General features: G+C 60.0%; 22 protein-coding genes. 19 read left to right on the forward strand and 3 right to left on the reverse strand.

The window, feature by feature from the left end; genetic code table 11:
- The first annotated feature begins 241 nt into the window (after positions 1-241).
- The 7 genes from DFS28_RS09280 (at position 242) to tauD (ending at position 8,870) form a co-directional block, all read left to right on the forward strand.
- Positions 242-2,566 carry a Tex family protein gene (locus tag DFS28_RS09280; protein ID WP_111449479.1) on the forward strand — a complete coding sequence of 775 codons (2,325 nt, stop codon included), beginning with the start codon at positions 242-244 and terminating at the stop codon, positions 2,564-2,566.
- Positions 2,566-2,949 (forward strand): PaaI family thioesterase, encoded by a 384-nt coding sequence (locus DFS28_RS09285; protein WP_111449480.1) that lies wholly within the window; start codon positions 2,566-2,568, stop codon positions 2,947-2,949. Before DFS28_RS09280 ends, DFS28_RS09285 begins: the two co-directional genes overlap by 1 nt.
- A gap of 294 nt (positions 2,950-3,243) precedes the next feature.
- Positions 3,244-4,827, forward strand: a complete 1,584-nt coding sequence (gene gshA / locus DFS28_RS09290) for a glutamate--cysteine ligase (RefSeq protein ID WP_111449481.1) — start codon at positions 3,244-3,246, stop codon at positions 4,825-4,827.
- Positions 4,828-5,269: 442 nt separating this feature from the next.
- Entirely contained in the window at positions 5,270-6,247 is a 978-nt protein-coding gene (gene tauA / locus DFS28_RS09295) for a taurine ABC transporter substrate-binding protein (protein WP_111449482.1), read from the forward strand.
- 15 nt (positions 6,248-6,262) lie between these two features.
- The gene (tauB, locus tag DFS28_RS09300) at positions 6,263-7,057 is read left to right on the forward strand and encodes a taurine ABC transporter ATP-binding subunit (RefSeq protein WP_111449483.1); all 795 of its coding nucleotides are present in this window, start codon (positions 6,263-6,265) and stop codon (positions 7,055-7,057) included.
- A complete protein-coding gene (tauC, locus tag DFS28_RS09305; RefSeq protein WP_111449484.1) occupies positions 7,054-7,887 on the forward strand; it encodes a taurine ABC transporter permease TauC in 834 nt (277 codons plus the stop codon). Before tauB ends, tauC begins: the two co-directional genes overlap by 4 nt.
- 140 nt (positions 7,888-8,027) lie before the next feature.
- A complete protein-coding gene (gene tauD / locus DFS28_RS09310; RefSeq protein ID WP_111449485.1) occupies positions 8,028-8,870 on the forward strand; it encodes a taurine dioxygenase in 843 nt (280 codons plus the stop codon).
- A 154-nt stretch (positions 8,871-9,024) separates the two neighbouring features.
- Here tauD and mgrA read toward each other — a convergent pair whose 3' ends face one another.
- Positions 9,025-10,062: an L-glyceraldehyde 3-phosphate reductase gene (gene mgrA, locus DFS28_RS09315; RefSeq protein WP_008149262.1), complete on the reverse strand. Its 1,038-nt coding sequence runs from the start codon at positions 10,060-10,062 to the stop codon at positions 9,025-9,027.
- A gap of 476 nt (positions 10,063-10,538) precedes the next feature.
- Between mgrA and DFS28_RS09320 the strand changes: the two genes are divergently transcribed.
- Positions 10,539-10,799, forward strand: a complete 261-nt coding sequence (locus DFS28_RS09320; RefSeq protein ID WP_111449486.1) for a hypothetical protein — start codon at positions 10,539-10,541, stop codon at positions 10,797-10,799.
- A gap of 27 nt (positions 10,800-10,826) precedes the next feature.
- Here the strand turns inward: DFS28_RS09320 and betT are convergent, their stop codons facing one another.
- Positions 10,827-12,782 (reverse strand): choline transporter BetT, encoded by a 1,956-nt coding sequence (gene betT / locus DFS28_RS09325; RefSeq protein WP_165934017.1) that lies wholly within the window; start codon positions 12,780-12,782, stop codon positions 10,827-10,829.
- Positions 12,783-13,201: 419 nt separating this feature from the next.
- The gene (gene epsC, locus DFS28_RS09330) at positions 13,202-14,128 is read right to left on the reverse strand and encodes a serine O-acetyltransferase EpsC (RefSeq protein ID WP_111449488.1); all 927 of its coding nucleotides are present in this window, start codon (positions 14,126-14,128) and stop codon (positions 13,202-13,204) included.
- A gap of 193 nt (positions 14,129-14,321) precedes the next feature.
- On the opposite strand from epsC, the gene DFS28_RS09335 reads away from it, so the two are divergent.
- The 11 genes from DFS28_RS09335 to DFS28_RS09390 all read left to right on the forward strand — a co-directional run bounded on the left by DFS28_RS09335 (position 14,322) and on the right by DFS28_RS09390 (position 25,964).
- Complete coding sequence (locus DFS28_RS09335; RefSeq protein ID WP_111449489.1) at positions 14,322-15,314, forward strand: D-cysteine desulfhydrase; 993 nt, start codon at positions 14,322-14,324, stop codon at positions 15,312-15,314.
- A 341-nt stretch (positions 15,315-15,655) separates the two neighbouring features.
- Entirely contained in the window at positions 15,656-16,450 is a 795-nt protein-coding gene (gene tcyJ / locus DFS28_RS09345; protein WP_008148278.1) for a cystine ABC transporter substrate-binding protein, read from the forward strand.
- Entirely contained in the window at positions 16,450-17,115 is a 666-nt protein-coding gene (gene tcyL / locus DFS28_RS09350; protein ID WP_008148276.1) for a cystine ABC transporter permease, read from the forward strand. Before tcyJ ends, tcyL begins: the two co-directional genes overlap by 1 nt.
- Before the next feature lie 4 nt (positions 17,116-17,119).
- Entirely contained in the window at positions 17,120-17,875 is a 756-nt protein-coding gene (tcyN, locus tag DFS28_RS09355; RefSeq protein ID WP_008148274.1) for an L-cystine ABC transporter ATP-binding protein TcyN, read from the forward strand.
- Between the two features lie 501 nt (positions 17,876-18,376).
- Positions 18,377-19,141 (forward strand): hypothetical protein, encoded by a 765-nt coding sequence (locus DFS28_RS09360; protein WP_111449491.1) that lies wholly within the window; start codon positions 18,377-18,379, stop codon positions 19,139-19,141.
- 254 nt (positions 19,142-19,395) lie between these two features.
- Positions 19,396-20,637, forward strand: coding sequence for an SfnB family sulfur acquisition oxidoreductase (locus DFS28_RS09365; RefSeq protein ID WP_111449492.1), 1,242 nt, complete (start codon positions 19,396-19,398; stop codon positions 20,635-20,637).
- Between the two features lie 38 nt (positions 20,638-20,675).
- The gene (locus tag DFS28_RS09370; protein WP_111449493.1) at positions 20,676-21,881 is read left to right on the forward strand and encodes an SfnB family sulfur acquisition oxidoreductase; all 1,206 of its coding nucleotides are present in this window, start codon (positions 20,676-20,678) and stop codon (positions 21,879-21,881) included.
- Complete coding sequence (locus tag DFS28_RS09375) at positions 21,881-23,239, forward strand: LLM class flavin-dependent oxidoreductase (protein WP_111449494.1); 1,359 nt, start codon at positions 21,881-21,883, stop codon at positions 23,237-23,239. Before DFS28_RS09370 ends, DFS28_RS09375 begins: the two co-directional genes overlap by 1 nt.
- 157 nt (positions 23,240-23,396) lie before the next feature.
- Positions 23,397-24,206, forward strand: a complete 810-nt coding sequence (locus DFS28_RS09380; RefSeq protein WP_111449495.1) for a MetQ/NlpA family ABC transporter substrate-binding protein — start codon at positions 23,397-23,399, stop codon at positions 24,204-24,206.
- A 2-nt stretch (positions 24,207-24,208) separates the two neighbouring features.
- Positions 24,209-25,330 (forward strand): methionine ABC transporter ATP-binding protein, encoded by a 1,122-nt coding sequence (locus DFS28_RS09385; RefSeq protein ID WP_111449496.1) that lies wholly within the window; start codon positions 24,209-24,211, stop codon positions 25,328-25,330.
- Entirely contained in the window at positions 25,320-25,964 is a 645-nt protein-coding gene (locus tag DFS28_RS09390) for a methionine ABC transporter permease (RefSeq protein WP_111449497.1), read from the forward strand. Before DFS28_RS09385 ends, DFS28_RS09390 begins: the two co-directional genes overlap by 11 nt.
- Positions 25,965-25,970: the final 6 nt, after the last annotated feature.

Genomic DNA, 25,970 nt, shown 5'->3' on the forward strand with positions numbered 1-25,970 from the left:
ATGCCCCCGAATGACAGAACGCTGGTTATAATGCGCGGCCTTTTGTGTCAGGCAACGTCTGATCATTTCTGTAGATGGCCGTTTTTTATTTTCACGGCACAGGCAGTAATTGTTCGATTTCACGGGTCAACGGGATACCTGTTGATCCAGGTAGCGGCGCAGGCCAGGCCGCTCAACCAGACTCGCCGAGCCCCTATCTCTGCGCCTGCGAGCCTGCTTTCACAATTTGTCAGGTGGTTTTATGGACAGCATCAACAGCCGCATCGCCGAGGAACTCGGCGTACGCCCACAACAGGTCGAAGCGGCCGTCGCGCTACTCGATGAAGGCTCTACCGTTCCCTTCATCGCCCGCTACCGGAAAGAAGTGACCGGCAGCCTCGATGACATTCAGTTGCGTCATCTGGAAGAGCGTCTGCGCTACCTGCGAGAACTCGACGAACGGCGCATCAGCATCCTTGCCAGCATCCAGGAACAAGGCAAGCTGACCCCGCAACTTGAACGCGACATCAAGCTCGCCGACACCAAAACCCGCCTCGAAGACTTGTACCTGCCGTACAAGCAGAAGCGCCGCACCAAGGGCCAGATCGCCCTGGAAGCCGGCCTCGGCGAGCTGGCCGACGGCCTGTTCAACGACCCGACCCTGACGCCAGAAGCTGAAGCCGTGCGCTTCGTCGATGCCGAAAAAGGCGTGGCCGATGTGAAGGCGGCCCTCGAAGGCGCCAAGTACATCCTGATGGAACGCTTCGCCGAAGACGCTGGCCTGCTGGACAAACTGCGCAGCTACCTCAAGCAGGAAGCCACCCTCAGCGCCCGCGTCATCGCCGGCAAAGAAGAGGAAGGCTCCAAGTTCCGCGACTACTTCGAACACGATGAACCGCTCAAAAGCATGCCGTCGCACCGCGCGCTGGCGATTTTCCGTGGCCGCAACGAAGGCATTCTGAGTTCGGCGCTGAAAGTCGGCGACGAACTGCCGGGCGCCATGCACCCATGCGAAGGCATGATCGGCCAGCAATTCGGCATCCAGAACCAGAACCGCGCCGCCGACAAATGGCTGGGCGAAGTGGTGCGCTGGACCTGGAAGGTCAAGCTCTACACCCACCTCGAAACCGACCTGCTGGGCGAACTGCGCGACGGCGCAGAAACCGAAGCGATCAACGTGTTCGCCCATAACCTGCACGACTTGCTGCTGTCGGCGCCGGCTGGCCCGCGCGCCACATTGGGCCTCGACCCGGGTCTGCGCACCGGTTGCAAGGTGGCCGTGGTCGATTCCACCGGCAAGCTGCTGGATCACGCCACGGTTTACCCGCACGTACCGCACAACAAATGGGACCAGACCATCGCGATTCTGGCGGCCCTGTGCGCCAAGCATGCCGTGGACCTGATCGCCATCGGCAACGGCACCGCCAGCCGTGAAACCGACAAGCTGGCCGCTGAACTGATCAAAAAATACCCAGCCATGAAGATGACCAAAGTCATGGTCTCCGAGGCCGGCGCATCGGTTTACTCGGCGTCGGAACTGGCTTCCAAGGAATTCCCAGACCTCGACGTGTCGATCCGTGGCGCGGTGTCGATTGCCCGTCGCCTGCAGGATCCACTGGCTGAGCTGGTGAAGATCGATCCGAAATCCATCGGCGTCGGCCAGTACCAGCACGATGTGTCGCAGCTGAAACTGGCGCGCGGCCTGGACGCCGTGGTCGAAGACTGCGTAAACGCCGTGGGCGTCGACGTGAACACCGCTTCCGTGGCGCTGCTGGCCCGTATCTCCGGCCTCAACGCAACGTTGGCGCAAAACATCGTCAGCCACCGCGACGAACACGGCGCGTTCAAAACCCGTGCGGCATTGAAGAAAGTCGCGCGTCTGGGCGAGAAAACCTTCGAACAGGCCGCTGGCTTCCTGCGCGTCATGAACGGTGACAACCCGCTGGATTCGTCCGCAGTTCACCCGGAAGCCTATCCGCTGGTCCAGCGCATTGCTGCTGAGACCGACCGCGATATTCGCTCGCTGATCGGCGACGCCAGCTTCCTCAAGCGTCTTGATCCGAAAAAGTACACCGACGAAACCTTCGGTCTGCCAACGGTCACCGACATTCTGCAAGAGCTGGAAAAACCTGGCCGCGATCCGCGTCCCGAGTTCAAGACCGCCGAGTTCCAGGAAGGCGTCGAAGACCTCAAGGACCTGGAGCTGGGGATGATCCTCGAAGGCGTGGTGACCAACGTGACCAACTTCGGTGCTTTCGTCGACATCGGCGTGCATCAGGACGGTTTGGTGCATATCTCTGCGCTTTCGGAGAAGTTCATCAAGGATCCGCGTGAAGCGGTGAAGGCCGGCGACGTGGTGAAAGTGAAGGTCATGGAAGTCGACATTCCGCGCAAACGCGTTGGCCTGTCGATGCGCATGAGCGACACGCCGGGCGAGAAAATCGACGGTGCCCGTGGTGCACGTCCGGGTTCGGCGCCACGCCAGTCCCAGAACACCGCACCGCGTAAAGAAACCACGGCGGCGGCCCCGGCCAACAACGCCATGGCTTCGCTGTTCGCCAATGCCAAGCAGTTGAAGAAACGCTGATGGAGATCCCGGCCGGGCTGACCGAAAGCGCTTTTTTCAAGTTGCTGGGGTGTCGCTTGCACATCCTGGAGACCGGGGTGGCGCAAGTCGCCCTCGGGCTTGCGCCAGAGCTGCGCAATCGCGGCGGCAAGCTGCACGGCGGAGCCTTGTTCAGTCTGGTGGACATTGCCATGGGGCTGGCCTGTTCCAGCACCCATGGTTTTGACCAGCAGAGCGCGACCATCGAGTGCAAGATCAACTACATTCGCGCCGTCGCAGACGGTGAAGTGATGTGCACGGCGCGGGTGATCCACCCGGGCCGCCGCACGCTGGTGGTCGAAGCCGATGTGATGCAAGGCGACAAACTCGTCGCAAAAGCACAAGGCACGTTCGCTGTCCTGTAGATGAATGCCATCGATTTGAGTTAATTTCGGCGCAATGAATCCTGCGCCGGGATTTCCTGTGGGAGCGGGCTTGCTCGCGAAGGCGGTGTATCAGGCGACTTAATCGTTGAATGACACGCCCTCTTCGCGAGCAAGCCCGCTCCCACAGGGATTGTGGCGATTGATCCTTGTCTGACCGGCATTAGGCCTGTGCGGCTCGAAAAAACCAGGCGAAAACGCCAGTTTCAACTTCACCCTTGTAGACCGTCTTGCCCACCCCCATATTGGGGCGACTGACGCGTGAAGGAATCCAACTTGAGCGAACTTCTCAACCGCCGCCTGGCTCTGCTCGGCGAGCGCGCTAACCTCTCTCTGCTCGAACAGTGCCTTCACGGCATCGAACGTGAATGCCTGCGCGTGACCGGCGAAGGTCGCCTGGCGCAAACGCCGCACCCGGAAGCATTGGGTTCCGCGCTGACCAACGAACAAATCACCACCGACTATTCCGAGTCACTGCTGGAGTTCATCACGCCCGCCCTGCCCGACCCGGCGGATACGCTGGCGAGCCTGGACAAGATCCACCGTTTTGCCTACAGCAAGCTCGGCAACGAGTACCTGTGGAGTCCATCGATGCCGTGCCCGTTGCCGGCCGAGGAAGACATCCCGATTGCCTATTACGGCACCTCCAACATCGGTCAGCTCAAGTACGTCTACCGCAAGGGCCTGGCCCTGCGCTACGGCAAGACCATGCAGTGCATCGCCGGGATTCACTACAACTTTTCCCTGCCGGAAAAGCTCTGGCCGCTGCTCAAGGAAGCAGAAGGTTTTGTCGGCACCGACCGTGACTATCAGTCGTCGGCCTACATCGCGCTGATCCGCAACTTCCGCCGCTACAGCTGGCTGCTGATGTACCTCTTCGGTGCTTCGCCTGCGCTGGACGCCGGTTTCCTGCGCGGTCGTTCGCACCAGTTGGAACAACTGGACCCGGACACCTTGTACCTGCCTTACGCCACCAGCCTGCGCATGAGTGACCTGGGTTACCAGAGCAACGCCCAGGCCGGTTTGACGCCTTGCTACAACGATCTGGCCAGCTACACCGACAGCCTGCGCAAAGCGGTCGCCACGCCGTACGCGCCGTACGTCGAAATCGGCACGCATCAGGACGGTGAGTGGGTTCAGCTCAACACCAACATCCTGCAGATCGAAAACGAGTACTACTCCAACATCCGTCCGAAACGCGTGACCTACACCGGCGAACGGCCGATCCAGGCGCTGGTGGCTCGCGGCATTCAGTACGTCGAAGTGCGTTGCCTGGACATCAACCCGTTCCTGCCGATGGGCATCGATCTGCCGGAGTCGCGGTTCCTCGACGCATTCCTGCTGTATTGCGCGCTGAACGACAGCCCGCTGCTGACCAATACCTCGTGCGGCAACGCGACCTCGAACTTCCTCAGCGTGGTCAAGGAAGGTCGCCGTCCGGGTCTGCAATTGCAACGCGACGGTCATCCGGTGGACCTGAAAGAGTGGGCCAGCGAGTTGCTGGAGAAGATTGCCCCCCTGGCGGCGATGCTGGATCAGAGTCATGGCGGCGATGCGCATAGCAAGGCGCTGGATGCGCAACTGGCCAAGGTCAAGGATCCATCGCTGACACCATCGGCCCAGGTGCTGGCGGCGATGGCTGAGCACAAGGAGAGCTTTGCTCAGTTCTCCCTGCGTCAGAGCCAGGCGCATGCGGAGTTTTTCCGCAGCGAGCCGTTGAGTGGCGAAGATCAGGCGAAGTTTGAAGACCGGGCGCGTTCGTCGCTGGCTGAGCAGATTGAGCTGGAGCAGAACGAAGTCGGCGATTTCGATGTGTTTGTCGGGTCGTATCAGGCGAGCATTCTGGCCATTAGCAACTAACCTCAAGATCCACCCCTCACCCTAACCCTCCCGAAGCGTCGGACCGCCCCAAGGGGTAGAGGGGACTGACCGAGGCGTCTCACGTCATACATCGACCTGAAAGCCCGAGTCGAACTCAAGTTCCGAAAAGCATGAAGTTCGGCTCCCTCTCCCCTCTGGGGAGAGGGCTGGGGTGAGGGGTCGATCCACCTGACTGCACGCAATGCCAAAATATATGATCGTTCCCACGCTCTGAGTGGTAATGCCTCAAGGGACGCTCCGCGTCCAGGTGACGCGGAGCGTCACCGGCTGCATTCCCACGCAGAGCGTGGGAACGATCAGGGTACCTGCTTAGAATTTTCCGCTCATAAGCTCATTCTAAAAAGTTATTTATTTTCGGATTCTTAGATCATTTAGTCTTCTTTTCACGCCGGCTCTCGGTCGTCTGAAAAGGAGCTTCTCAATGAAACTGACTTTCCCCCTTCGCCTCCTGGCGGCCGCGTCTCTGGCTGCAGTGAGTTTCTTTGCCCAGGCGGCTGACGTCACCGTCGCCTACCAGACCACCGTAGACCCGGCGAAAGTCGCCCAGGCCGACGGCGCGTACGAGAAAGCCACCAACGCCAAGATCGACTGGCGCAAATTCGACAACGGCGCCGACATCATCGCCGCCATCGCTTCCGGCGACGTGCAAATCGGTTACCTCGGTTCCAGCCCCCTGACGGCGGCAATCACCCGCAAAGTCCCGGTAGAAACCTTCCTCATCGCCACGCAGATCGGCGCCGCTGAGGCTCTGGTTGTCCGTGACGGTTCCGGGATCAAAACCCCGCAGGACCTGATCGGCAAGAAAATCGCCGTGCCGTTCGTTTCCACCGGCCACTACAGCCTGTTGGCCGCGCTGAAGCACTGGAATATCGACCCATCAAAAGTCACCGTCCTCAACCTTGCCCCACCAGCCATCATTGCCGCGTGGAAACGCGGTGACATCGACGCCACTTACGTGTGGGACCCAGCCCTCGGTGTCGCCAAGGAAAACGGAAAAGTGCTGATCACCTCCGGCGAACTGGCCAAGTTCGGCGCGCCGACCTTCGATGCGTGGATCGTGCGTAAAGACTTCGCCGAGAAGCACCCGGAAATCGTCACCGCGTTCGCCAAAGTGACCCTCGATGCCTACGCCGACTACCGCAAAGACCCGAAAGCCTGGCTCGCCAATCAATCCAACGTCGACAAGCTGGTGAAGCTCTCCGGCGCCAAGGCCAGCGACATTCCATTGCTGCTGCAAGGCAACGTCTTTCCATTGGCGGCTGATCAGGTGATCACCCTCGGCGCGCCGACCACCAAGGCCATCACCGACACCGCCGCGTTCCTGAAAGAACAAGGCAAGGTTGAAGCCGTGCTGCCGGATTACGCCCCGTACGTCAGCGCCAAATACATCACCAACTGATCGGAGTTAATTGCGATGGCTTTGCTTCAGCTGGAGCGCATCAGCGCACAGTACCCAGGTAGCCCCGAACCGGTACTGGCGGATATTTCCCTGAGTCTTGGGCCCCAGCAATTGCTGGTCGCCCTCGGTCCGTCCGGCAGTGGCAAGACCTCGCTGTTGAACCTGATTGCCGGTTTCGTCGAGCCCAGCGCCGGGCGCATCACCCTCGATGGCGTCCCGGTCAAAGGCCCGAGCGCCGAACGCGGCGTGGTGTTTCAGGACGATGCTCTGCTGCCCTGGCAGGACGTGCTGGCCAACGTCGGTTTCGGTCTGGAACTGGCCGGCATTGCGCGGGAAAAACGTGAACTGCGCGCTCGGGAAATGCTCGCTTTGGTGGACCTTTCCGGCTTCGAAAACCGTCGGATTTGGCAACTCTCGGGCGGGCAGAAGCAACGTGTCGGCCTGGCCCGAGCCCTGGCGGCTGATCCGCGCGTGTTGCTGATGGACGAACCCTTCGGCGCCCTCGATGCCTTCACCCGCGAACAGATGCAGGAGTTACTGCTGCAAGTCTGGCAGCGCACCGCAAAACCCGTTTTTCTGATTACTCACGACATCGAAGAAGCGGTGTTTCTCGCCACGGACCTGATTCTGCTGGCGCCGAACCCTGGGCAAATCGTTGAGCGCCTGAGCCTGGATTTCGGTCAGCGTTATGCCGCCGGGGAGTCGGCTCGTTCGATCAAGTCAGACCCGCGCTTTATCGAAACCCGCGAACACGTGCTCGCCAAAGTGTTCTCCCAACGCAGCGCCGCCCAGCGGCAGGAGCGCGCATGAGCATTTATGAAATTCCCGCCGCGACGGTGAAACCGGGCTCGACGGTAATCCCGCTGCGTCGCAGTTTGAACACGCGCTGGATCAGCATGCTGACACTGGTCGCTCTCGTTGCCATTTGGTGGGCCGTCACCGCCACTGGAATGATCGAACCGCTGTTCCTGCCGCCACCGTCCGCGGTGCTGCAAAAAGGCTGGCTGCTGGTGACCACCGGCTACATGGATTCAACGTTGTGGCAGCACCTTGGCGCGAGCCTCAGCCGAATCGGTCTGGGCCTGGGCTTCGCGGTGCTGACCGCCGTACCCGTTGGAATCGCCATCGGCCACAACCGCATTGCCCGCGGCATTCTCGATCCGCTGATCGAGTTCTACCGCCCTATTCCACCGTTGGCTTATTTGCCGCTGATCGTGATCTGGTGTGGCATCGGTGAGCTGTCGAAAGTCTTGCTGATCTACCTGGCGATCTTTGCCCCGATCGCCATCGCTACGGCGACCGGCGTGCGTACCGTCGACCCAGCCAAATTGCGCGCGGCGCAGTCGTTAGGCGCGACCCGGGCGCAGTTGATTCGCCATGTGATTCTGCCGAGTGCGCTGCCGGATATTTTGACCGGTGTGCGCATTGGCCTGGGTGTGGGTTGGTCGACGCTGGTTGCCGCCGAATTGATCGCTGCCACCAGTGGTTTGGGCTTCATGGTGCAGTCGGCCGCGCAGTTTCTGGTCACCGATGTGGTGGTGCTGGGGATTCTGGTAATCGCGCTGATCGCCTTCGCCATGGAAATGGGCTTGCGCGCCTTGCAACGCAAACTGGTGCCGTGGCATGGCCAGGCGCACTAAATAACCCTGTGGGAGCGGCGGTGCGACGATTCGACTTGCTCGCGAATGCGGCGTGTCAGGCAACACTGCTTCGACTGAAACACCGCATTCGCGAGCAAGCCCGCTCCCACAGTCGGCACCCCGGATTGAAGAGAAAGACCATGAGCAACCTGACCATCGTCCCCTTAAGCTATGCCCTCGGCGCACACATCAGCGGCGTCGACATCAGCCAACCGCTGAGCCTGGAACAGCGCGACGCTATCGAGCAGGCGCTGCTCAAACATCAAGTGTTGTTCTTCCGCGATCAGCCGATCACACCCCAGCAGCAAGCACGTTTCGCCGCCAATTTCGGCGACCTGCACATTCACCCGATCTACCCGAATGTGCCGGAACAGCCCGAAGTGCTGATCCTCGATACAGCCGTCACCGACGTGCGCGACAACGCGATCTGGCACACCGACGTGACCTTCCTGCCGACCCCGGCTCTGGGCGCGGTACTCAGTGCCAAGTTGCTGCCGGAGTTTGGTGGCGACACGCTATGGGCCAGCGGTATCGCAGCGTATGAAGCGCTGTCGGCGCCGATGAAAACCTTGCTCGAAGGGCTGACCGCCACCCACGATTTCACCCGTTCGTTCCCGCTGGAGCGCTATGGCAACACGCCCGAAGCGCTGGCCCAGTGGGAAGAAGCGCGCAGGAAAAACCCGCCGCTGTCACACCCGGTGATTCGTACTCATCCAGTGAGCGGACGTCGGTCGTTGTTCGTCAATGAAGGCTTCACGTCGAAGATCAATGAGCTGTCGGAAACCGAAAGCGAGGTGATGCTGAAGTTTCTGTTTGCCCATGCCACGCGGCCGGAATTTACCATTCGCTGGCGTTGGCAGAAGGACGACGTGGCGTTTTGGGATAACCGCGTGACGCAGCATTACGCCGTGGATGATTACCGGCCGGCGCGACGGGTAATGCAGCGGGCGACGGTGTTGGGGGATGTGCCGTTTTTCCGGTGAACCCTGAAGTTCTTTATTGGCTTTGATGACCTCTTCGCGAGCAAGCCCGCTCCCACATTCAACCGCTTTCTTACTGAACGACTCGGTCTAATGTGGGAGCGGGCTTGCTCGCGAAGACAATCTGACAGGCGCCAAAGGTTCTGGCGCCAAATACTTACTCCGCCGTCGAAGGCTTCTCCCAAAGATTGACCCCGCCCTCTTGGGCAAACCGGTCAATCTCCGCCAGCTCTTCCACGCTGAAGCTCAAATTCTTCAACGCCCCGACGTTCTCGATAATCTGCTCCGGCCGGCTCGCACCGATCAACGCCGACGTCACGCGCGGATCGCGTAACGTCCACGCCAATGCCAACTGCGCCAGGCTCTGACCGCGACGTTTGGCGATCTCATTCAGCGCGCGCACATGAGCGATGTTGGCTTCGGACAGGTGCGCCGCCTGCAACGAACCTCCCCCCGGACGATTGACCCGCGCGTCCGCCGGCACACCGTTGAGGTACTTGTCGGTCAACAACCCCTGAGCCAACGGCGTAAACGCAATCACGCCCGTACCGAGTTCGTCCGTCGTATCCAACAAGTCTTTTTCTACCCAACGATTGAGCAGGTTGTAAGCCGGTTGGTGAATCAGCAACGGGACTTTCCACTCTTTCAGCAGCGCGGCCATTTCACGGGTTTTAACCCCCGAGTACGAGGAGATACCGATGTACAACGCCTTGCCCTGTTGCACCGCGGTGGCCAGTGCGCTGGCGGTTTCTTCCAGCGGCGTGTCCGGGTCGAAGCGGTGGGAATAGAAGATGTCCACGTAGTCCAGGCCCAGGCGCTGCAGGCTCTGATCAAGGCTGGCCAGCACGTATTTGCGCGAACCGCCGCCCTGGCCATAAGGGCCGGCCCACATGTCCCAACCGGCCTTGCTGGAGATGATCAGCTCGTCGCGATACTGCTTGAAGTCTTCACGCAGCAAACGACCGAAATTGATCTCTGCACTGCCGTACGGCGGGCCGTAGTTGTTGGCCAGGTCGAAATGGTTGATGCCAAGATCAAACGCGGTACGCAGCAACGATCGCTGGGTGTCGATCGGCGTGCTGTCACCGAAGTTGTGCCACAGGCCCAAAGACAGCGCCGGCAGCACCAGCCCGCTGCGCCCCACGCGGCGGTAAGGGATGGAGTCGTAGCGGTTTTCGGCAGCGGTGTAGGTCATCGAATCCTCTCTTGTCTGTCTTGAAGTTGGTATCGACTGCTTCGCAAGTTGCCCAGCATACGCCCAGACAAACGCCGATAGACCTCGGACTCGAGAAAATGCTGAAACGTTTCATATGATCGTTCCCATGCTCTGCGTGGGAATGCAGCCCGGGACGCTCCGCGTCCCAATCCAGAGCCGAACGCGGAGCGTCCGTTGAGGCATTCCAACGCGGAGCGTGGGAACGATCTGTGAAACTGCGGCTACCGTGCCCCCGCAAGCACTTCCCCCAACCGGCATCGGCGGTGGTGGCATATCGATCAGGATTTCCTGCACTGCGCGTCAACGGTGGGCTGGTTTAACTATGCTCACTTGATACCGCAGCGCTCCTATCGCGAGCCGGCTCGCTCCCACAGGATTGCGACGACCTTATGGGAGCGAGCCTGCTCGCGAAGGCGGCCCCAAAAGCAACACACATTTGAAGGGCGGAACACACCATGCACACCACGATCATCATCTCCTTCGGCCTGATCCTGCTGGCGCTGATGCTGTTCATCGGCGAGAAAATCGGCTTCAGCCAACAGACACTGACCTACAGCTTCGTGGTCCTGTGGCTGGCGTTGACGTTGATCAACGGTGCCGTTGGTGTGGTCACGGCCGGCCAGTCACTGAGTACGGAACTGATGATCGGCACGGTGGTGTTCAGTGTGCCGGTGGCGGCGCTGGTGCTGTTCATGGTGTTGAGCGCCGAGACCTGAAAAAGGCCCGGCGCCACGGGTTCTCGATCAACGCACCAAATGCAGGAACTGCAGGTGCCGCTCGTACTGATCGAGGATGTCGTTGATGATCTGCTCCTTGGTGTAACCCACCAGATCGTAGTCCTGACTGCCCTCGCTCAAATGCACTTCGGCCCGATGATAACGACGGTTGTTGAGTTCCTTGGAACCCATGCCGCCACGGGCGAAGGACGGTGTGAAGTAGCCGCGCATCTGCACCTGATAAATGAACGGACGCTCCTCGCCATGACCGATTTCCAGGCTGACGTTGTCGTTGGTCGGGTCCGGCTGAGTGACCACCTTCAAACCCTTCTCGACGAACACCGCCGAGACTTCTTCAATCGCCGGGCGCACCGCCGTATCGAGGAAGCGATAGACCTCATCCCGTGACGGGAAATGTACGGCCTGACTCAAACGCTGACGCCAGCCGCCACGCCGCGAGCCGGAGACCGGCGCCAGGGAATGCAGTTGCGCGATCTGCTTCTGCGACTCCAGATAGAACGCCTTGTGCAGCCCCCACATCATCAGCAGCAAGATCATCGAGAACGGCAACGAGGTCAGCACCACCGCTGACTTCAGCGCATCGATACTGCCGGAGAACAGCAGCGCACTGGTCACCAACGCGGTCATCGCGCCCCAGAACACCCGGAGCCATTTCGGCCCGTCTTCGTCAGGATTGCCGCCCTTGGCGGACAGTGTCGATAGCACCACGGTGCCGGAGTCGGCGGAGGTGACGAAGAACACGAAGCTGATGAACACCGTGACCGCGATCACGGTTTTGCTCCACGGGTAGGTTTCCAGCAGCAGGTAGAGGGTCATCGACGGGTTATCGATGGCCGACATGCCGAGGGCGCTCATGCCGTGGTTGAGGACTTGATCGATGGCGCTGTTGCCGAAGATCGACATCCACGCCAGGGTGAAGCCGAGCGGAATCAGCAGCACACCGAAGACGAATTCGCGGATGGTCCGGCCACGGGAAATCCGTGCGATGAACAGGCCCACGAACGGCGACCATGCGATCCACCAGGCCCAGTAGAACACCGTCCAGCCGCCCAGCCAGTCACTGGGTTTGTCGTAGGCGTAGAGGTCGAAACTCTTCATCGGCAAGGCGCCGAGGTAGTCGCCGATGTTCTGGATCAAGGTGTTGAGCAGGTGCTGAGTCGGGCCGGCGAACAACACGAACAGCAGCAGCGCGCAGGCCAGCAGCATGTTGATGTCGGACATCACGCGTACGCCTTTATCGACACCAGACACGGCAACGATGATCGCCGCGCCCATCATCAGCGTGATCAGGCCGACCTGAATCCATTGGGTGTGAGCGATGCCGAACAGGTAGTCCAGACCCGAGTTGAGGTGCAACACGCCAAAGCCCATGTCGGCACCAAGGCCGAACACCGTGGCGATGATGCCGAAGCCGTCCACCGCGTAACCGATCGGGCCGTTGATGCGTTTGCCGATCAGCGGATAGAGCGCCGAACGCAGGGCCAGCGGCAGGTTATGACGATAAGCGAAGTAGGCCAGCGCCATGCCGACGAAGGCGAACACGCCCCAGCCGTGCAGGCCCCAGTGCAGAAACAGAATCTGCATCGCCTGACGCGCTGCTTCCGCCGTGTTCGCGTCGCCTTGCGGCGGTTGCGCCAAATGGGTCAGCGGTTCGGACACGCAAAAGAAGAACAGCGTGATGCTGATCCCGGCGGCGAACAGCATGCCGGCCCAGGACAGGTAACTGAATTCGGGTTCGTCGTGGTCGGCACCGAGCTTGATCTTGCCGTAGCCGGACAAGGCGGTGACCACCACGAAGACCAGATACAGGGTCATTGCGAGCATGTAGTACCAGCCGACCGTGTTGGCCGCCCAGTTTTGCGCTTCCAGAAGCCAGGCACCGGCCTGTTCAGGCATGGCGATGACGATGATGCCGAACAGCAAAATGAACGTCGCCGAGAAGTAAAACACCGGCGGATTCATGCGGACCTGACCGCTGGCGGGGGTGGGCGATGCACTCATGAAAGGTGCACCTCAAGGGGGAGAAACAGGGCAATCAGTAACGGACTCGGCAAAGGCAAGCCTCCTGTTGTGAGCGGGCAGCAAACCGGCGGTTTAACTTGAATGAGCGTTCAAGTTAAACATGAATAGGGGGCTAAGGACTAATCGCAAGGCTCGGCGGTACTGTTCGTGCGCTAGCTCAAGGGCGGGTATGACGGGGGATTTGGAGGATTCGTTCAGTCAAGAATTAGCTAAATGCCATTATCCAGGTTCGGCTTGAAACCATTCGCGAGCAAGCCCGCTCCCACATTAGACCGAGGCGCGGGACAGGTACACGATCTAATGTGGGAGCGGGCTTGCTCGCGAAGGCGGCCGATCAGACAGCGAACATTTTCACAGGCTTACTTCTGCGTCCCGTCATCATGCTGCAGATTCGCCTGAGTCAGGTTGCTCCCCGCCGGCACGCTGCGGGTCAGCCAGACATTGCCGCCAATGGTCGAGCCCTTGCCGATGGTGATCCGCCCCAGAATCGTCGCACCGGCATAGATCACCACGTCATCCTCGACAATCGGATGTCGCGGCTGCCCCTTCTGCAACTGACCGTCTTCATCCGCCGGGAAGCGCTTGGCGCCCAACGTCACGGCCTGATAAATCCGCACACGCTCGCCGATGATGGCGGTCTCGCCGATCACCACACCCGTCCCGTGATCGATGAAGAAGCTGCGACCAATCTGCGCGCCAGGGTGAATGTCGATGCCGGTGGCCGAGTGGGCGATTTCCGCGCTGATACGTGCCAGCAGCGGCAATCCGGCGCGGTACAAATGATGGGCCAGGCGATGATGAATCACCGCCAGAATCCCCGGATAGCACAACAACACTTCATCGACGCTGCGAGCCGCCGGATCGCCGTGATAGGCCGCCAGCACGTCGGTGTCGAGCAGACTGCGCAGCCCCGGCAATGCGAGGGCGAAGTCCTGAATGATCTGAATCGTCTTGGCCTCGACCCCAGTGTCGGCCTGGGCACTGTGGCGAGCGGCGTAGCGCAGTTCGAGTCGCGCCTGAGCCAGCAACGCGTTCAACGCAACGTCCAGCGTGTGACCGACGTAGAAGTCTTCACTTTCCTCGCGCAAATCCACCGGTCCCAGGCGCATCGGGAACAACGCGCCGCAAAGGGCTTCGAGAATCTCTGCCATGGCCGCTCGGGAAGGCAACTCGCGACCGCCCTGTTCGGTGCTGGCGCGGCCATTTTGTAGCCGCCACTGGTCACGCGCCGTGCGCAGTTGGCTGACGATGGTCTGCAGTTGCCAATGACTGGAACGCTCGCTCACGGTAAAAACTCCTCACGGGCGGCCGGACTGTCTGGCCGCGTTAACCGCGATTACTTTACGGCATGGTCTGGAAGCCGAATTAAGAACCGATTGTGCTGTGCTCAGCACTTTTTGGCATAAGGCCGATTGGCAGTTGCCCCGCTAAATAGGCGTGCCTATAGTCCTGTCATCTCCCTCCGCCAGTACGGACCCCATGATCAAACAACAGCTTGCCCGCTTTAACCGTCTCGACCTGCTCGGTCATCCTACTGCCCTGGAAAAACTCGAACGTCTGTCGGCCTGGTTGGGCCGCGATGTGTACGTCAAGCGTGATGACCTGACGCCGCTGGCGATGGGCGGCAACAAGCTGCGCAAACTTGAATACCTGGCGGCCGATGCACTGGCACAAGGCGCCGATACGTTGATCACCGCTGGCGCGCTTCAGTCCAACCACGTGCGCCAGACCGCCGCCATTGCGGCCAAGCTTGGCCTGGGCTGCGTGGCCCTGCTGGAAAACACTCTCGGCACCGACGACGCTAACTATGTCGGTAACGGCAATCGGCTGCTGCTGGACCTGTTCGACGCCAAGGTCGAGCTGGTGGAAAACCTCGACAACGCTGACGAACAACTGCAGGCCCTGGCTGATCGCCTGCGCAACAACGGCAAGAAGCCGTATCTGGTGCCGATTGGTGGCTCCAACGCATTGGGCGCTTTGGGTTATGTGCGCGCCGGGCTGGAACTGGCCGAGCAGATCAAGGACACCGGGCTGACATTCGCGGCCGTGGTTCTGGCTTCGGGGAGTGCCGGGACCCATAGCGGTCTGGCGTTGGCGTTGAGTGAAGCACTGCCGGATTTGCCAGTGATTGGTGTCACGGTTTCTCGTAGCGACGAAGACCAGCGCCCGAAAGTCCAGGGCCTCGCCGAACGCACTGCCGAGTTGCTGGGCGTGAGCCTGCCAGCGAGTTTCAAGGTCGAGTTGTGGGACGAATATTTCGGCCCGCGCTACGGTGAACCGAATGCCGGGACGTTGGCCGCCGTGAAGCTGGTGGCGAGTCAGGAAGGTTTGCTGCTGGACCCGGTTTATACCGGCAAGGCCATGGCGGGTTTGCTCGATGGCATCGGCCGCCAGCGCTTCAATGACGGCCCGATCATCTTCCTGCACACCGGCGGGGCGCCAGCACTGTTCGCCTACAAAGACTTTCTGTAGGCGGCAGTCCTGTGGCGAGGGGGCTTGCCCCCGTTCGGTTGCGAAGCAGTCGTAATGTCTGCTGACTCGGTATGACTGTCAGACACAATGGGCTGCTGCGCACCCCAACGGGGGCAAGCCCCCTCGCCACAATGGTTCGCGTCAACTGCATATTCCAATATAGAATAACAAATTGATTATTCATTATTTTCAAATCTAAAGGCGCCATCATATAGTCACGCCGCAGGCGAATTTGCAGCGAGACGCATACGATGCTTTAGGGCAGGATATTGCAGTCGTTCAAATCCCGAATTTGCCAACATTCCTAAAAGCGTCTTCATAAGAAAACACAGGGGCTTGTCATGAATTTTTCCGCATTACGTCGAAACCTGCTGGTTGGTTCGCTGGGCCTGGCGCTGAGCGCCGGTCTGCTGGGGCAAGCGGTTGCCGGTGAGCAGCTGCAAAAAATCAAAGACGCTGGCGTGATCAACGTGGGTCTGGAAGGCACTTACCCACCGTTTAGTTTCGTCGACGCCGACGGCAAGCTGACGGGCTTCGAAGTCGAGTTTTCCGAAGCCCTGGCCAAAGAGCTGGGCGTGAAGGTCAAACTGCAGCCGACCAAATGGGACGGCATCCTTGCAGCCCTGGAATCCAAGCGTCTGGACGCCGTGATCAACCAGGTGACCATCTCCGAAGAGCGCAAGAAAAAGTATGACTTCTCCGAGCCGTACACCGTTTCCGGGATTCAGGCGCTGACCCTGACCAAGAACAAAGACACCATCAAGACCGCTGCCGATCTGGCCGGCAAGAAAGTAGGCGTAGGCCTGGGCACCAACTACGAGCAATGGGTGAAAGAGAATGTGCCTAAGGCTGACATCCGCACCTACGAAGATGACCCGACCAAGTTCCAGGATCTGCGCGTTGGCCGCATCGACGCCATTCTGATCGACCGCCTCGCCGCACTGGAATACGCCAAGAAGGCCAAGGACACTGCCGCCGCCGGCGAAGCGTTCTCCCGCCAGGAAGCCGGTATCGCCCTGCGCAAAGGCGAGCCAGAGCTGCTGGCCGCGGTGAACAAAGCCATCGACAAGCTGCGTGCCGACGGTACGCTGAAAAAGCTTTCGGAAAAATACTTCAGCGCTGACGTCACTAAATAATGGAAGAAGCTTTCCAACTCGCGCTGGATTCCGCGCCCTTCCTGTTGAAGGGCGCGTACTACACAGTGATCTTGAGCCTGGGCGGGATGTTCTTCGGCCTGGTGATGGGCTTCGGCCTGGCGTTGATGCGCCTGTCGCGCTTCAAACTGGTGAGCTGGATCGCCCGCATCTACGTGTCGTTCTTTCGCGGCACGCCGTTGCTGGTGCAACTGTTCGTGATCTATTACGGCTTGCCGCAATTGGGCATCGAACTTGATCCGCTGCCGGCGGCCCTGATCGGCTTCTCGCTGAACATGGCGGCCTATGCCTGCGAAATCCTCCGCGCCGCGATCAGCTCTATCGAGCGCGGCCAGTGGGAAGCCGCCGCGAGTATCGGCATGACCCGCGCGCAGACGCTACGCCGGGCCATCCTGCCGCAAGCGATGCGCACAGCCCTGCCACCATTGGGCAACAGCTTCATTTCGCTTGTGAAGGACACCGCGCTGGCAGCCACTATTCAGGTGCCGGAACTGTTCCGTCAGGCGCAGCTGATTACCGCCCGTACCTTTGAAATTTTCACCATGTACCTTGCCGCCGCGCTGATCTACTGGGTTCTGGCCACGGTGCTTTCGCACCTGCAGAATCAGTTGGAAGCACGGGTCAATCGGCACGATCTGGAGTCCTGACCCAATGATTGTCGTGGAAAAACTGACAAAGCAGTTCAAGGGTCAAGTGGTGCTCAACGGCATCGATCTGCAAGTGAAGGAAGGTGAGGTGGTGGCGATCATCGGGCCCAGCGGCTCGGGAAAAACCACGTTCCTGCGCTGCCTGAATTTCCTTGAAGAACCCACCAGCGGCCGGATCAAGGTCGGTGACATCGAAATCGATGGCAGCCGTCCGCTGAACCAGCAGCAAGGCCTGGTGCGACGCTTGCGCCAGCACGTGGGTTTCGTGTTCCAGAACTTCAACCTGTTCCCTCATCGCACCGCCCTGGAAAACGTCATCGAAGGCCCGATCATCGTAAAGAAGATCCCGCACGCCGAAGCCGTTGCCCTGGGTAAAAAGCTGATGGCCAGGGTCGGCCTGGCGGGCAAGGAAGACGCGTACCCGCGACGCCTTTCCGGTGGCCAGCAACAGCGTGTGGCGATTGCCCGCGCGCTGGCGATGGAGCCGGAAGTGATTCTGTTCGATGAGCCGACCTCAGCCCTCGACCCGGAGCTGGTAGGTGAAGTGCTGGCGACCATCCGTAGCCTCGCCGAAGAGCGGCGCACCATGGTCATCGTCACCCACGAAATGGGCTTTGCCCGGGACGTGGCGAACCGCGTGGTATTTTTCGACAAAGGTGTGATCGTCGAACAAGGCGAAGCCAAGGCCTTGTTTGCCAATCCGAAAGAAGAGCGGACGAAGCAGTTTTTGAGCAAGTTCCTGAATAACGCTCAGCACTGAAACATCGCCTCACTACTTGTTAACTTCCACGGATGGAAGTGACAACTCCCCCACTAACAAAATCTCTCGATATATTCTCCTGGCTTATTCACCCACCCGAACAATAGATAATTTTTTATAGCGGTATGCGGTACATATATATGTCCTGCAACAGAATAACCTCGCCTAAAATTCGCCAAACCCAACGCCCTCACCGCACCGGCCTTCGCCGTAAGCAACACACTAAAAGCCCATAAAACAAGGTCAAGTTCGACAGCGCGGTGCAGCTTATTAACTCCACCGCGTAGGATTTTTCTGAATAACACTAGATCCAATACTTAACTAACAAACACTATTGACACCTATCCAAGCGCACTCTTATCTAGTCTCCAACAGGCATTTAACCTCGCACTCATTCACTCTTTAATTTCACACACAGTGAACAGTTTTGTTGCTCGGTAATTCACGCCTTTCGAACTTTCAGAAACGGACTTTCGCTGCAAGGCTTCAAGGAGAAACCCCATGACAAGCACTTCGAACAAACCCGAACTTGCGGCCCCGACCCTGGCGCAATCTCACAAGACCTGCATCAACATCACCTCGGCGGCGCACCTGCTGATCGATGTGGCGCCCTACTCCGGCATGGACGAAGGCGACCTGATCGAACTGTTCTGGGATAACTGCTACGTGGCCTCCAGAGTGCTGACGGCTGACGATGTCGGCCAACCGGTCCAACTGCGTGTGCCCGAGAGCTTTATCGCCAATGGCACCTCGCACGTTCACTACCGGATCATGCAGATCGGGCAAGGGCCAACCCTTTCGGCCACCAGACGGGTGCAAATCAAACTCGACTGCCCCGGCGGCCAACCGTCGGCGCTGTCCGGCGATGAAAACCAGAGTCTGGAGCCCGTGAACATTCCCGAGACCATTCGCCGTCAGGGCGTCAATCCGAACCAGATCAAGCGCGGTGTTCCGTTGACCATCGAGCCTTACCTGAACATGGCCGCCGACGACGAAATCACCTTGCGCTGGGGCGATGTGCGCATGGATCTGCCACGACTCAAGGCCGGCGATGTCGGCCAGCCGATCCAGGTCTGGGTGCCGCCGGCGATCATTCTCGAAGCCGGCGAAGACCTGCGGCTGGAAGTGACTTACTGCATCCTCGACCGGGTGGGTAACAACTCCCGCTGGGCACCACCGCGCAGGCTGAAGATCGGTTGCGCCAATCCCTATTTGAAGGCCCGGCCGAAAGAAATGCTCATGGCCGCCGAACCCCGCAAACACTGAGATCCCATGTAGCAGCTGGCGAAGCCTGCTGCTACATGAATCTGTGGCACCGCCTTCTATGCATATTCCTAAAAGTTAGTTTATTAATTTTTTATACACGCTTAGGGTATATGCACCGGACCACCGGACATTCTTGTTTTCGTTCGTCGCAACCCTCGCGACGTTTCCATGAGATGTGAGGTAGGTATGGTCCGGAACACAATCACCCCAGTGCAGATCGCCAGGGCATTGCGTGCAGCCAAGGAGCGGCACTGATGTCCAGTCTGGCAGAAGCAATCGTCCAGAGTGATCTGGACGTCGCCCCGTTGTTGTTGCCCGCGCAGGTCTTGCGTAACGACGCACAAGCCATCAAGGCCGCCCATGAGCTGGCGCAAGTCGCCCGCCTGCAAGCAGCCAAACGCGACCAGCAGCGCAAGCTGCCGTGGTCGGAAATCGAACAGTTCACCCGCAGCGGCCTGGGCAGCATTTCTATCCCGCGTGAGTACGGTGGCCCGCAGGTTTCGTTCGTCACCCTTGCCGAAGTCTTCGCGATCATTTCCGCGGCCGACCCGGCATTGGGACAGATCCCGCAAAACCAGTTCGGCATTCTCAATCTGGTGCTCGGCAGCGCCACTGAATCGCAGAAAAAACAGCTGTTCAAAAGCGTGCTCGACGGCTGGCGGATCGGTAACGCGGGACCAGAACGCGGCACCAAAAACACCCTTGAACTCAAGGCGCGAATCACCGCCAGCGGCGACGGCTTTGTCCTCAACGGGCAGAAGTTCTATTCCACCGGCGCCCTGTTCGCCCACTGGGTCGCCGTCAAGGCGCTGAACGACGATGGCAAGCAAGTGCTGGCCTTCGTTCGTCGCGGCACTCCTGGCCTGCGCATCGTGGATGACTGGTCGGGCTTCGGCCAACGCACCACCGCCAGCGGCACCATTTTGCTCAACAACGTGCAGGTCGACGCCGAGCTGGTGGTGGATAACTGGAAGATCAACGACAGCCCGAACATACAAGGTGCCGTGTCGCAGCTGATTCAAGCCGCCATTGACGCCGGCATCGCCCGGGGCGCCATCGACGACGCCATCGAATTCGTGAAAACCCGTGCACGGCCGTGGATCGACGCCAAGGTCGAACGGGCCAGCGACGACCTTTATGTGATCGCCGACATCGGCAAACTGAAAATCGAACTGCACGCCGCCGAAGCGCTGTTGCGCAAGGCCGGGCAAGTGCTCGATCAGGTCAATACCGCGCCGCTCACCGCCGAGTCCGCCGCCCGCGCCTCGATTGCCGTGGCCGAAGCCAAAGTGCTGACCACCGAGATCTCGCTGCTGGCCAGCGAAAAGCTTTTCGAACTGGCCGGCAGCCGCGCCACCCTCGCCGAATTCAACCTCGACCGCCACTGGCGCAACGCCCGCGTGCACACGCTGCACGACCCGGTGCGCTGGAAATATCACGCCGTCGGCACCTATCACCTGAACGGCACGCTGCCCGCACGGCACTCCTGGATCTAACGACCAGAACACTTTTGACCAGATCTCTGGAGAAACACATGACCATTTCTCACCACGTCGCGGTCATCACCAGCGATGAGCAAGCCCTGATCGTCGCCAGTGACCTGGCCGAAGATTTCAAACGCGACAGCGCCCTGCGCGACCGCGAACGCCGTTTGCCACACCCGGAACTGGAAGTGTTTTCCCGCTCGGGTCTTTGGGGCATCAGCGTGCCAAAAGAATACGGCGGCGCCGGTGTTTCCAACGTCACCCTGGCCAAAGTGATTGCGCTGATCGCCCAGGCTGACGGCTCCCTGGGCCAGATCCCGCAGAACCATTTCTACGCGCTCGAAGTGCTGCGGGTGAACGGCAGCGATGAGCAGAAAAAACGCCTTTACGCAGAAGTATTGGCCGGCCAGCGCTTCGGCAATGCTCTCGCGGAACTGGGCACCAAAACCGCCCATGACCGCGTCACCAGCCTGGCCCCTGATCGGCATGGAGAAGGTGACGGCTATCGCATCAACGGCCGCAAGTTTTACGCCACGGGCGCGATTTATGCCCAGCGCATCCCGACGTCAGTCGTGGACGAAAACGGTGTTCAGCAACTCGCTTTCGTCCCTCGTCATGCCAAGGGTCTGACGGTAATCGACGACTGGAGCGGCTTCGGCCAGCGCACCACCGGCAGCGGTTCGGTGGTGTTTGAAGATGTCTACGTCGCCGCCGAAGACGTGATCCCGTTTCAAAGTGCATTCGAGCGCCCGACCACCGTCGGCCCGTTGGCGCAGATCCTTCACGCAGCCATCGACACCGGTATCGCCCGCGCCGCCTATGAAGATGCGCTGCATTTCGTGCGCACCAAGACCCGGCCGTGGATCGATTCCGGGAACGACAAAGCCACCGAGGACCCGCTGACCATCAAGAGCTTCGGCCACTTGAGCATTCGTCTGCACGCCGCCGAAGCCTTGCTGGAACGCTCCGGCGAATTCCTCGACAAGGCTCAGGCCGACACCAACGCCGAGACCGTCGCCGCCGCGTCAATTGCCGTCGCCGAAACCCGCGCCATCAGCACCGAGATTTCCCTCGCCGCGGGCAGCACGCTGTTTGAACTGGCTGGCAGCCAGGCAACCTTGATTGAACACGGCCTGGATCGCCACTGGCGCAACGCCCGGGTACACACGCTGCACGACCCGGTGCGCTGGAAGTATCACGCGGTCGGCAATTACTACCTCAACGATGAAAACCCGCCACTGCGGGGGACCATCTGATGGCCGCTGCCAAGAAGAAGATCCTGCTCAATGCGTTCAACATGAACTGCATCGGGCACATCAACCATGGTCTGTGGACGCATCCTCGGGACACCTCCACTCATTACAAAACCATCGAATACTGGACCGAACTGGCGCAATTGCTGGAGCGTGGACTGTTTGACGGTTTGTTCATCGCTGACATCGTCGGGGTTTATGACGTCTATCAAAACTCGGTGGATGTACCGCTCAAAGAATCAATCCAACTTCCGGTCAACGACCCGCTACTGCTGGTTTCGGCCATGGCCGCGGTCACCAAAAACCTTGGCTTCGGCCTCACCGCCAACCTGACGTACGAACCGCCGTATCTGTTCGCCCGACGCATGTCCACGCTCGATCACCTGAGCCGTGGTCGGGTCGGCTGGAACATCGTCACCGGCTACCTCGACAGCGCCGCCAAGGCCATGGGGCTAAGCGAACAGGTCGAACACGACCGTCGTTACGACCAGGCCGACGAATACCTGCAAGTGCTCTACAAACTCTGGGAAGGCAGCTGGGAAAACGGCGCGGTGCTTAACGATCCGCAGCAGCGGATCTACGCCCAACCGGAGAAAGTGCACAAGGTCGAGCACAAAGGCGAGTTCTATCAGGTCGAGGGTTATCACCTCTGCGAACCCTCGCCGCAACGCACACCGGTACTGTTCCAGGCCGGCAGTTCGGATCGCGGTTTGCTGTTCGCCGGGCGACATGCCGAGTGCGTGTTCATCAGCGGCCAAAACAAACCGTCGACCAAGGTTCAAGTGGACAAGGTGCGCGCCAGTGCCGTCGAGGCCGGGCGCAACCCCGAGGACATCAAGGTGTTCATGGGGCTGAACGTGATAGTCGGCGCCACCGAAGCGCTGGCCTGGGCCAAGCACGCCGAGTACTTGAGCTACGCCAGCGCCGAGGCCGGCGTGGCGCATTTCTCGGCGTCCACCGGGATCGATTTTTCCGAGTACGACATCGATGAACCGATCCAGTACGTGAAGAGCAACGCGATCCAGTCCGCCACCAAGAACCTGCAAAACAACGACTGGACTCGCCGCAAATTACTCGAGCAACACGCCCTCGGTGGTCGCTACATCACCGTGGTGGGCTCGCCTGAGCAGGTGGCGGATGAGCTGGAATCGTGGATCGCCGAGACCGGGCTGGATGGCTTCAACCTGACGCGAATAGTCACGCCCGAGAGCTATGTGGATTTCATCGACCTGGTGATTCCGCAGTTGCAACGGCGCGGGTCGTACAAGACCGCTTACGACAGCGGCAGCCTGCGGGAAAAACTGTTTCACGAAGGGGCGCATTTGCCTGAGCAACACACGGGCTCGGCCTACCGCCGCTAAAAGCTTCGCGAGCAAGTCGAATCGTCGCACCGCCGCTCCCACAGGGATTGTGTGAACACCCGAAAACACTGTGGGAGCGGCGGTGCGACGATTCGACTTGCTCGCGAAGAGGCCCGACCCAACACCACACAACTATGCACTGACTGGAAAACCCATCATGAAAAAGACCTGCCTCTCCCACCCAGTCAAAGCACTGGCCCTGGCCCTCGGCCTTTTCAGCTCCCTCACCTTCGCCGCCGACGCGCCGCTGAAAGTCGGCACCACCGCCGCTTTCGCCATTCCCCTGGAAGCCGCCGTCGAAGAAGCCAGGAAACAAGGCCTGCAAGTCGACCTGGTGGAGTTCAGCGACTGGATCGCGCCCAACGTCAGCCTCGCTGCCGGCGACATCGACGTGAACTACTTCCAGCACGTCCCGTTCCTGGAAAACGCCAAGGCCGCCGCCGGTTTTGACCTGGTGCCGTTCGCACCGGGAATCATCAACAACGTCGGCCTCTACTCGAAGCAATACAAAAGCTTCGACGAACTGCCGGAAGGCGCCAGCGTGGCGATCGCCAACGACCCGATCAACAGCGGTCGTGGCTTGCAACTGCTGGCCAAGGCCGGGCTAATCACGCTCAAACCGGGTGTCGGCTACAAGGCCACCGAAGAAGACATCATCGCCAATCCGAAAAAGATCAAAATCCTGCAGGTCGAAGCCGTGCAACTGGTACGCGCCTATGACGACGCCGATCTGGTCCAGGGCTACCCGGCCTACATCCGCTTGTCGAAGACCTTCGATGCCGGCTCCGCCCTGCTGTTCGACGGCCTGGATCACAAGGAATACGTGATTCAGTTCGTGATCCAGCCGAAAAGCAAAACCGACCCGCGCCTGATCAAATTCGTCGACATTTACCAGCATTCGCCGGCCGTTCGTGCAGCGCTGGATAAAGCCCACGGCAAGCTCTACCAAGCCGGTTGGGAAAGCTGAATATGATGGCAGCCACGCAACTGCGACTGGAGATTCCAGAGCTCAAAAACGCTGAACAAACGGAACTGCACCCGAACCTGAACCGTGCTCACGTGCGCTTCATTGGCCTGGGCAAAACCTACAACGGTCAGCAAGGTCCGGTCGCCGCGCTGCACGGTATCGACCTGGCGATTCAACGCGGCGAGGTGTTCGGCATCATCGGTCGCAGCGGCGCCGGCAAGTCGTCGCTGATCCGCACCATCAACCGCCTGGAACAACCGAGCACGGGCCGCGTGCTGATCGATCAGGTCGATATCGGCGAGTTCGATGAAGACCGCCTGGTGGCGCTGCGTCGGCGCATCGGCATGATCTTCCAGCACTTCAACCTGATGTCGGCCAAGACGGTTTGGCAGAACGTCGAATTGCCGCTGAAAGTCGCCGGTGTGCCGAAGGAAAAACGCGAGCAGAAAGTCCGCCAATTGCTGGAACTGGTAGGCCTGCAAGAGAAACACAAGGCCTACCCGGCGCAGCTTTCCGGTGGACAGAAACAACGCGTCGGCATCGCCCGCGCCTTGGTGCATGACCCGGCGATTCTGCTGTGCGACGAAGCCACTTCGGCACTGGACCCGGAAACCACCCAATCAATCCTCGGCCTGCTACGCGAGATCAATCAGCGCCTGGGCCTGACCATCGTGCTGATCACCCACGAGATGGCGGTAATCCGCGATATCTGCGACCGAGTCGTGGTGCTGGAACACGGGCGAATCGTCGAACAAGGGCCGGTCTGGGAAGTCTTCGGCAACCCGCAGCACGAGGTCAGCAAAACCTTGCTGGCGCCGTTGCAACACGGTTTGCCGCAAGAACTGCAAAGCCGCTTGCAGGCACATCCACAGTCCTCGGACGCCGCTGTTGTGCTGCGTTTGCAGTTCACCGGCAGCGCCAGCGACGAGCCCGACCTGGCCGCCTTGTTCAGTGCCCTCGGCGGTCGCGTGCGCTTGCTGCAAGGTGGCGTGGAACGGATTCAGGGCCATGCCCTCGGGCAATTGCTGCTGGCGGTGACCGGTTCGTCCCTCGGCGCAGAGGAATTGCGTCAACGCGCCGGCAACTGGGCGCAACAGGTGGAGGTGCTGGGTTATGTGGTTTGATCGCTTGCTGCAAGGCTTCATCGACACCTTCCTGATGGTCGGCGTGTCGTCATTGATCGCGCTGCTGGCAGGTATTCCGCTGGCGGTAATCCTGGTCACCAGTTCCAAGGGCGGAATCTATGAAGCGCCAACGCTGAACCGCGCGTTGGGCGCATTCGTGAACCTGTTCCGCTCGATTCCGTTTCTGATTTTGATGGTGGCGCTGATTCCGTTTACCCGGTTGATCGTCGGCACCACGTACGGCGTTTGGGCCGCCGTGGTGCCGCTGACCATCGCCGCCACGCCGTTCTTTGCGCGTATAGCCGAAGTCAGTTTGCGGGAGGTGGACCACGGGTTGATCGAAGCGGCGCAGGCGATGGGTTGCCGGCGCTGGCATATCGTTTGGCATGTGTTGTTGCCCGAGGCGCTGCCGGGGATTGTCGGGGGTTTTACGATTACGTTGGTGACGATGATCAACTCGTCGGCCATGGCCGGGGCGATTGGTGCGGGTGGACTGGGGGACATCGCCTACCGGTACGGGTATCAGCGGTTTGATAGCCAGATCATGTTGACGGTGATTGTGTTGCTGGTGGTGTTGGTGGCGGTGATTCAGTTGGGCGGGGATCGGTTGGCGCGGGGTCTCAATAAGCGTTGAGCCTGG

The sequence above is a fragment of the Pseudomonas sp. 478 genome, from assembly GCF_003254125.1.
GTDB lineage: Bacteria > Pseudomonadota > Gammaproteobacteria > Pseudomonadales > Pseudomonadaceae > Aquipseudomonas.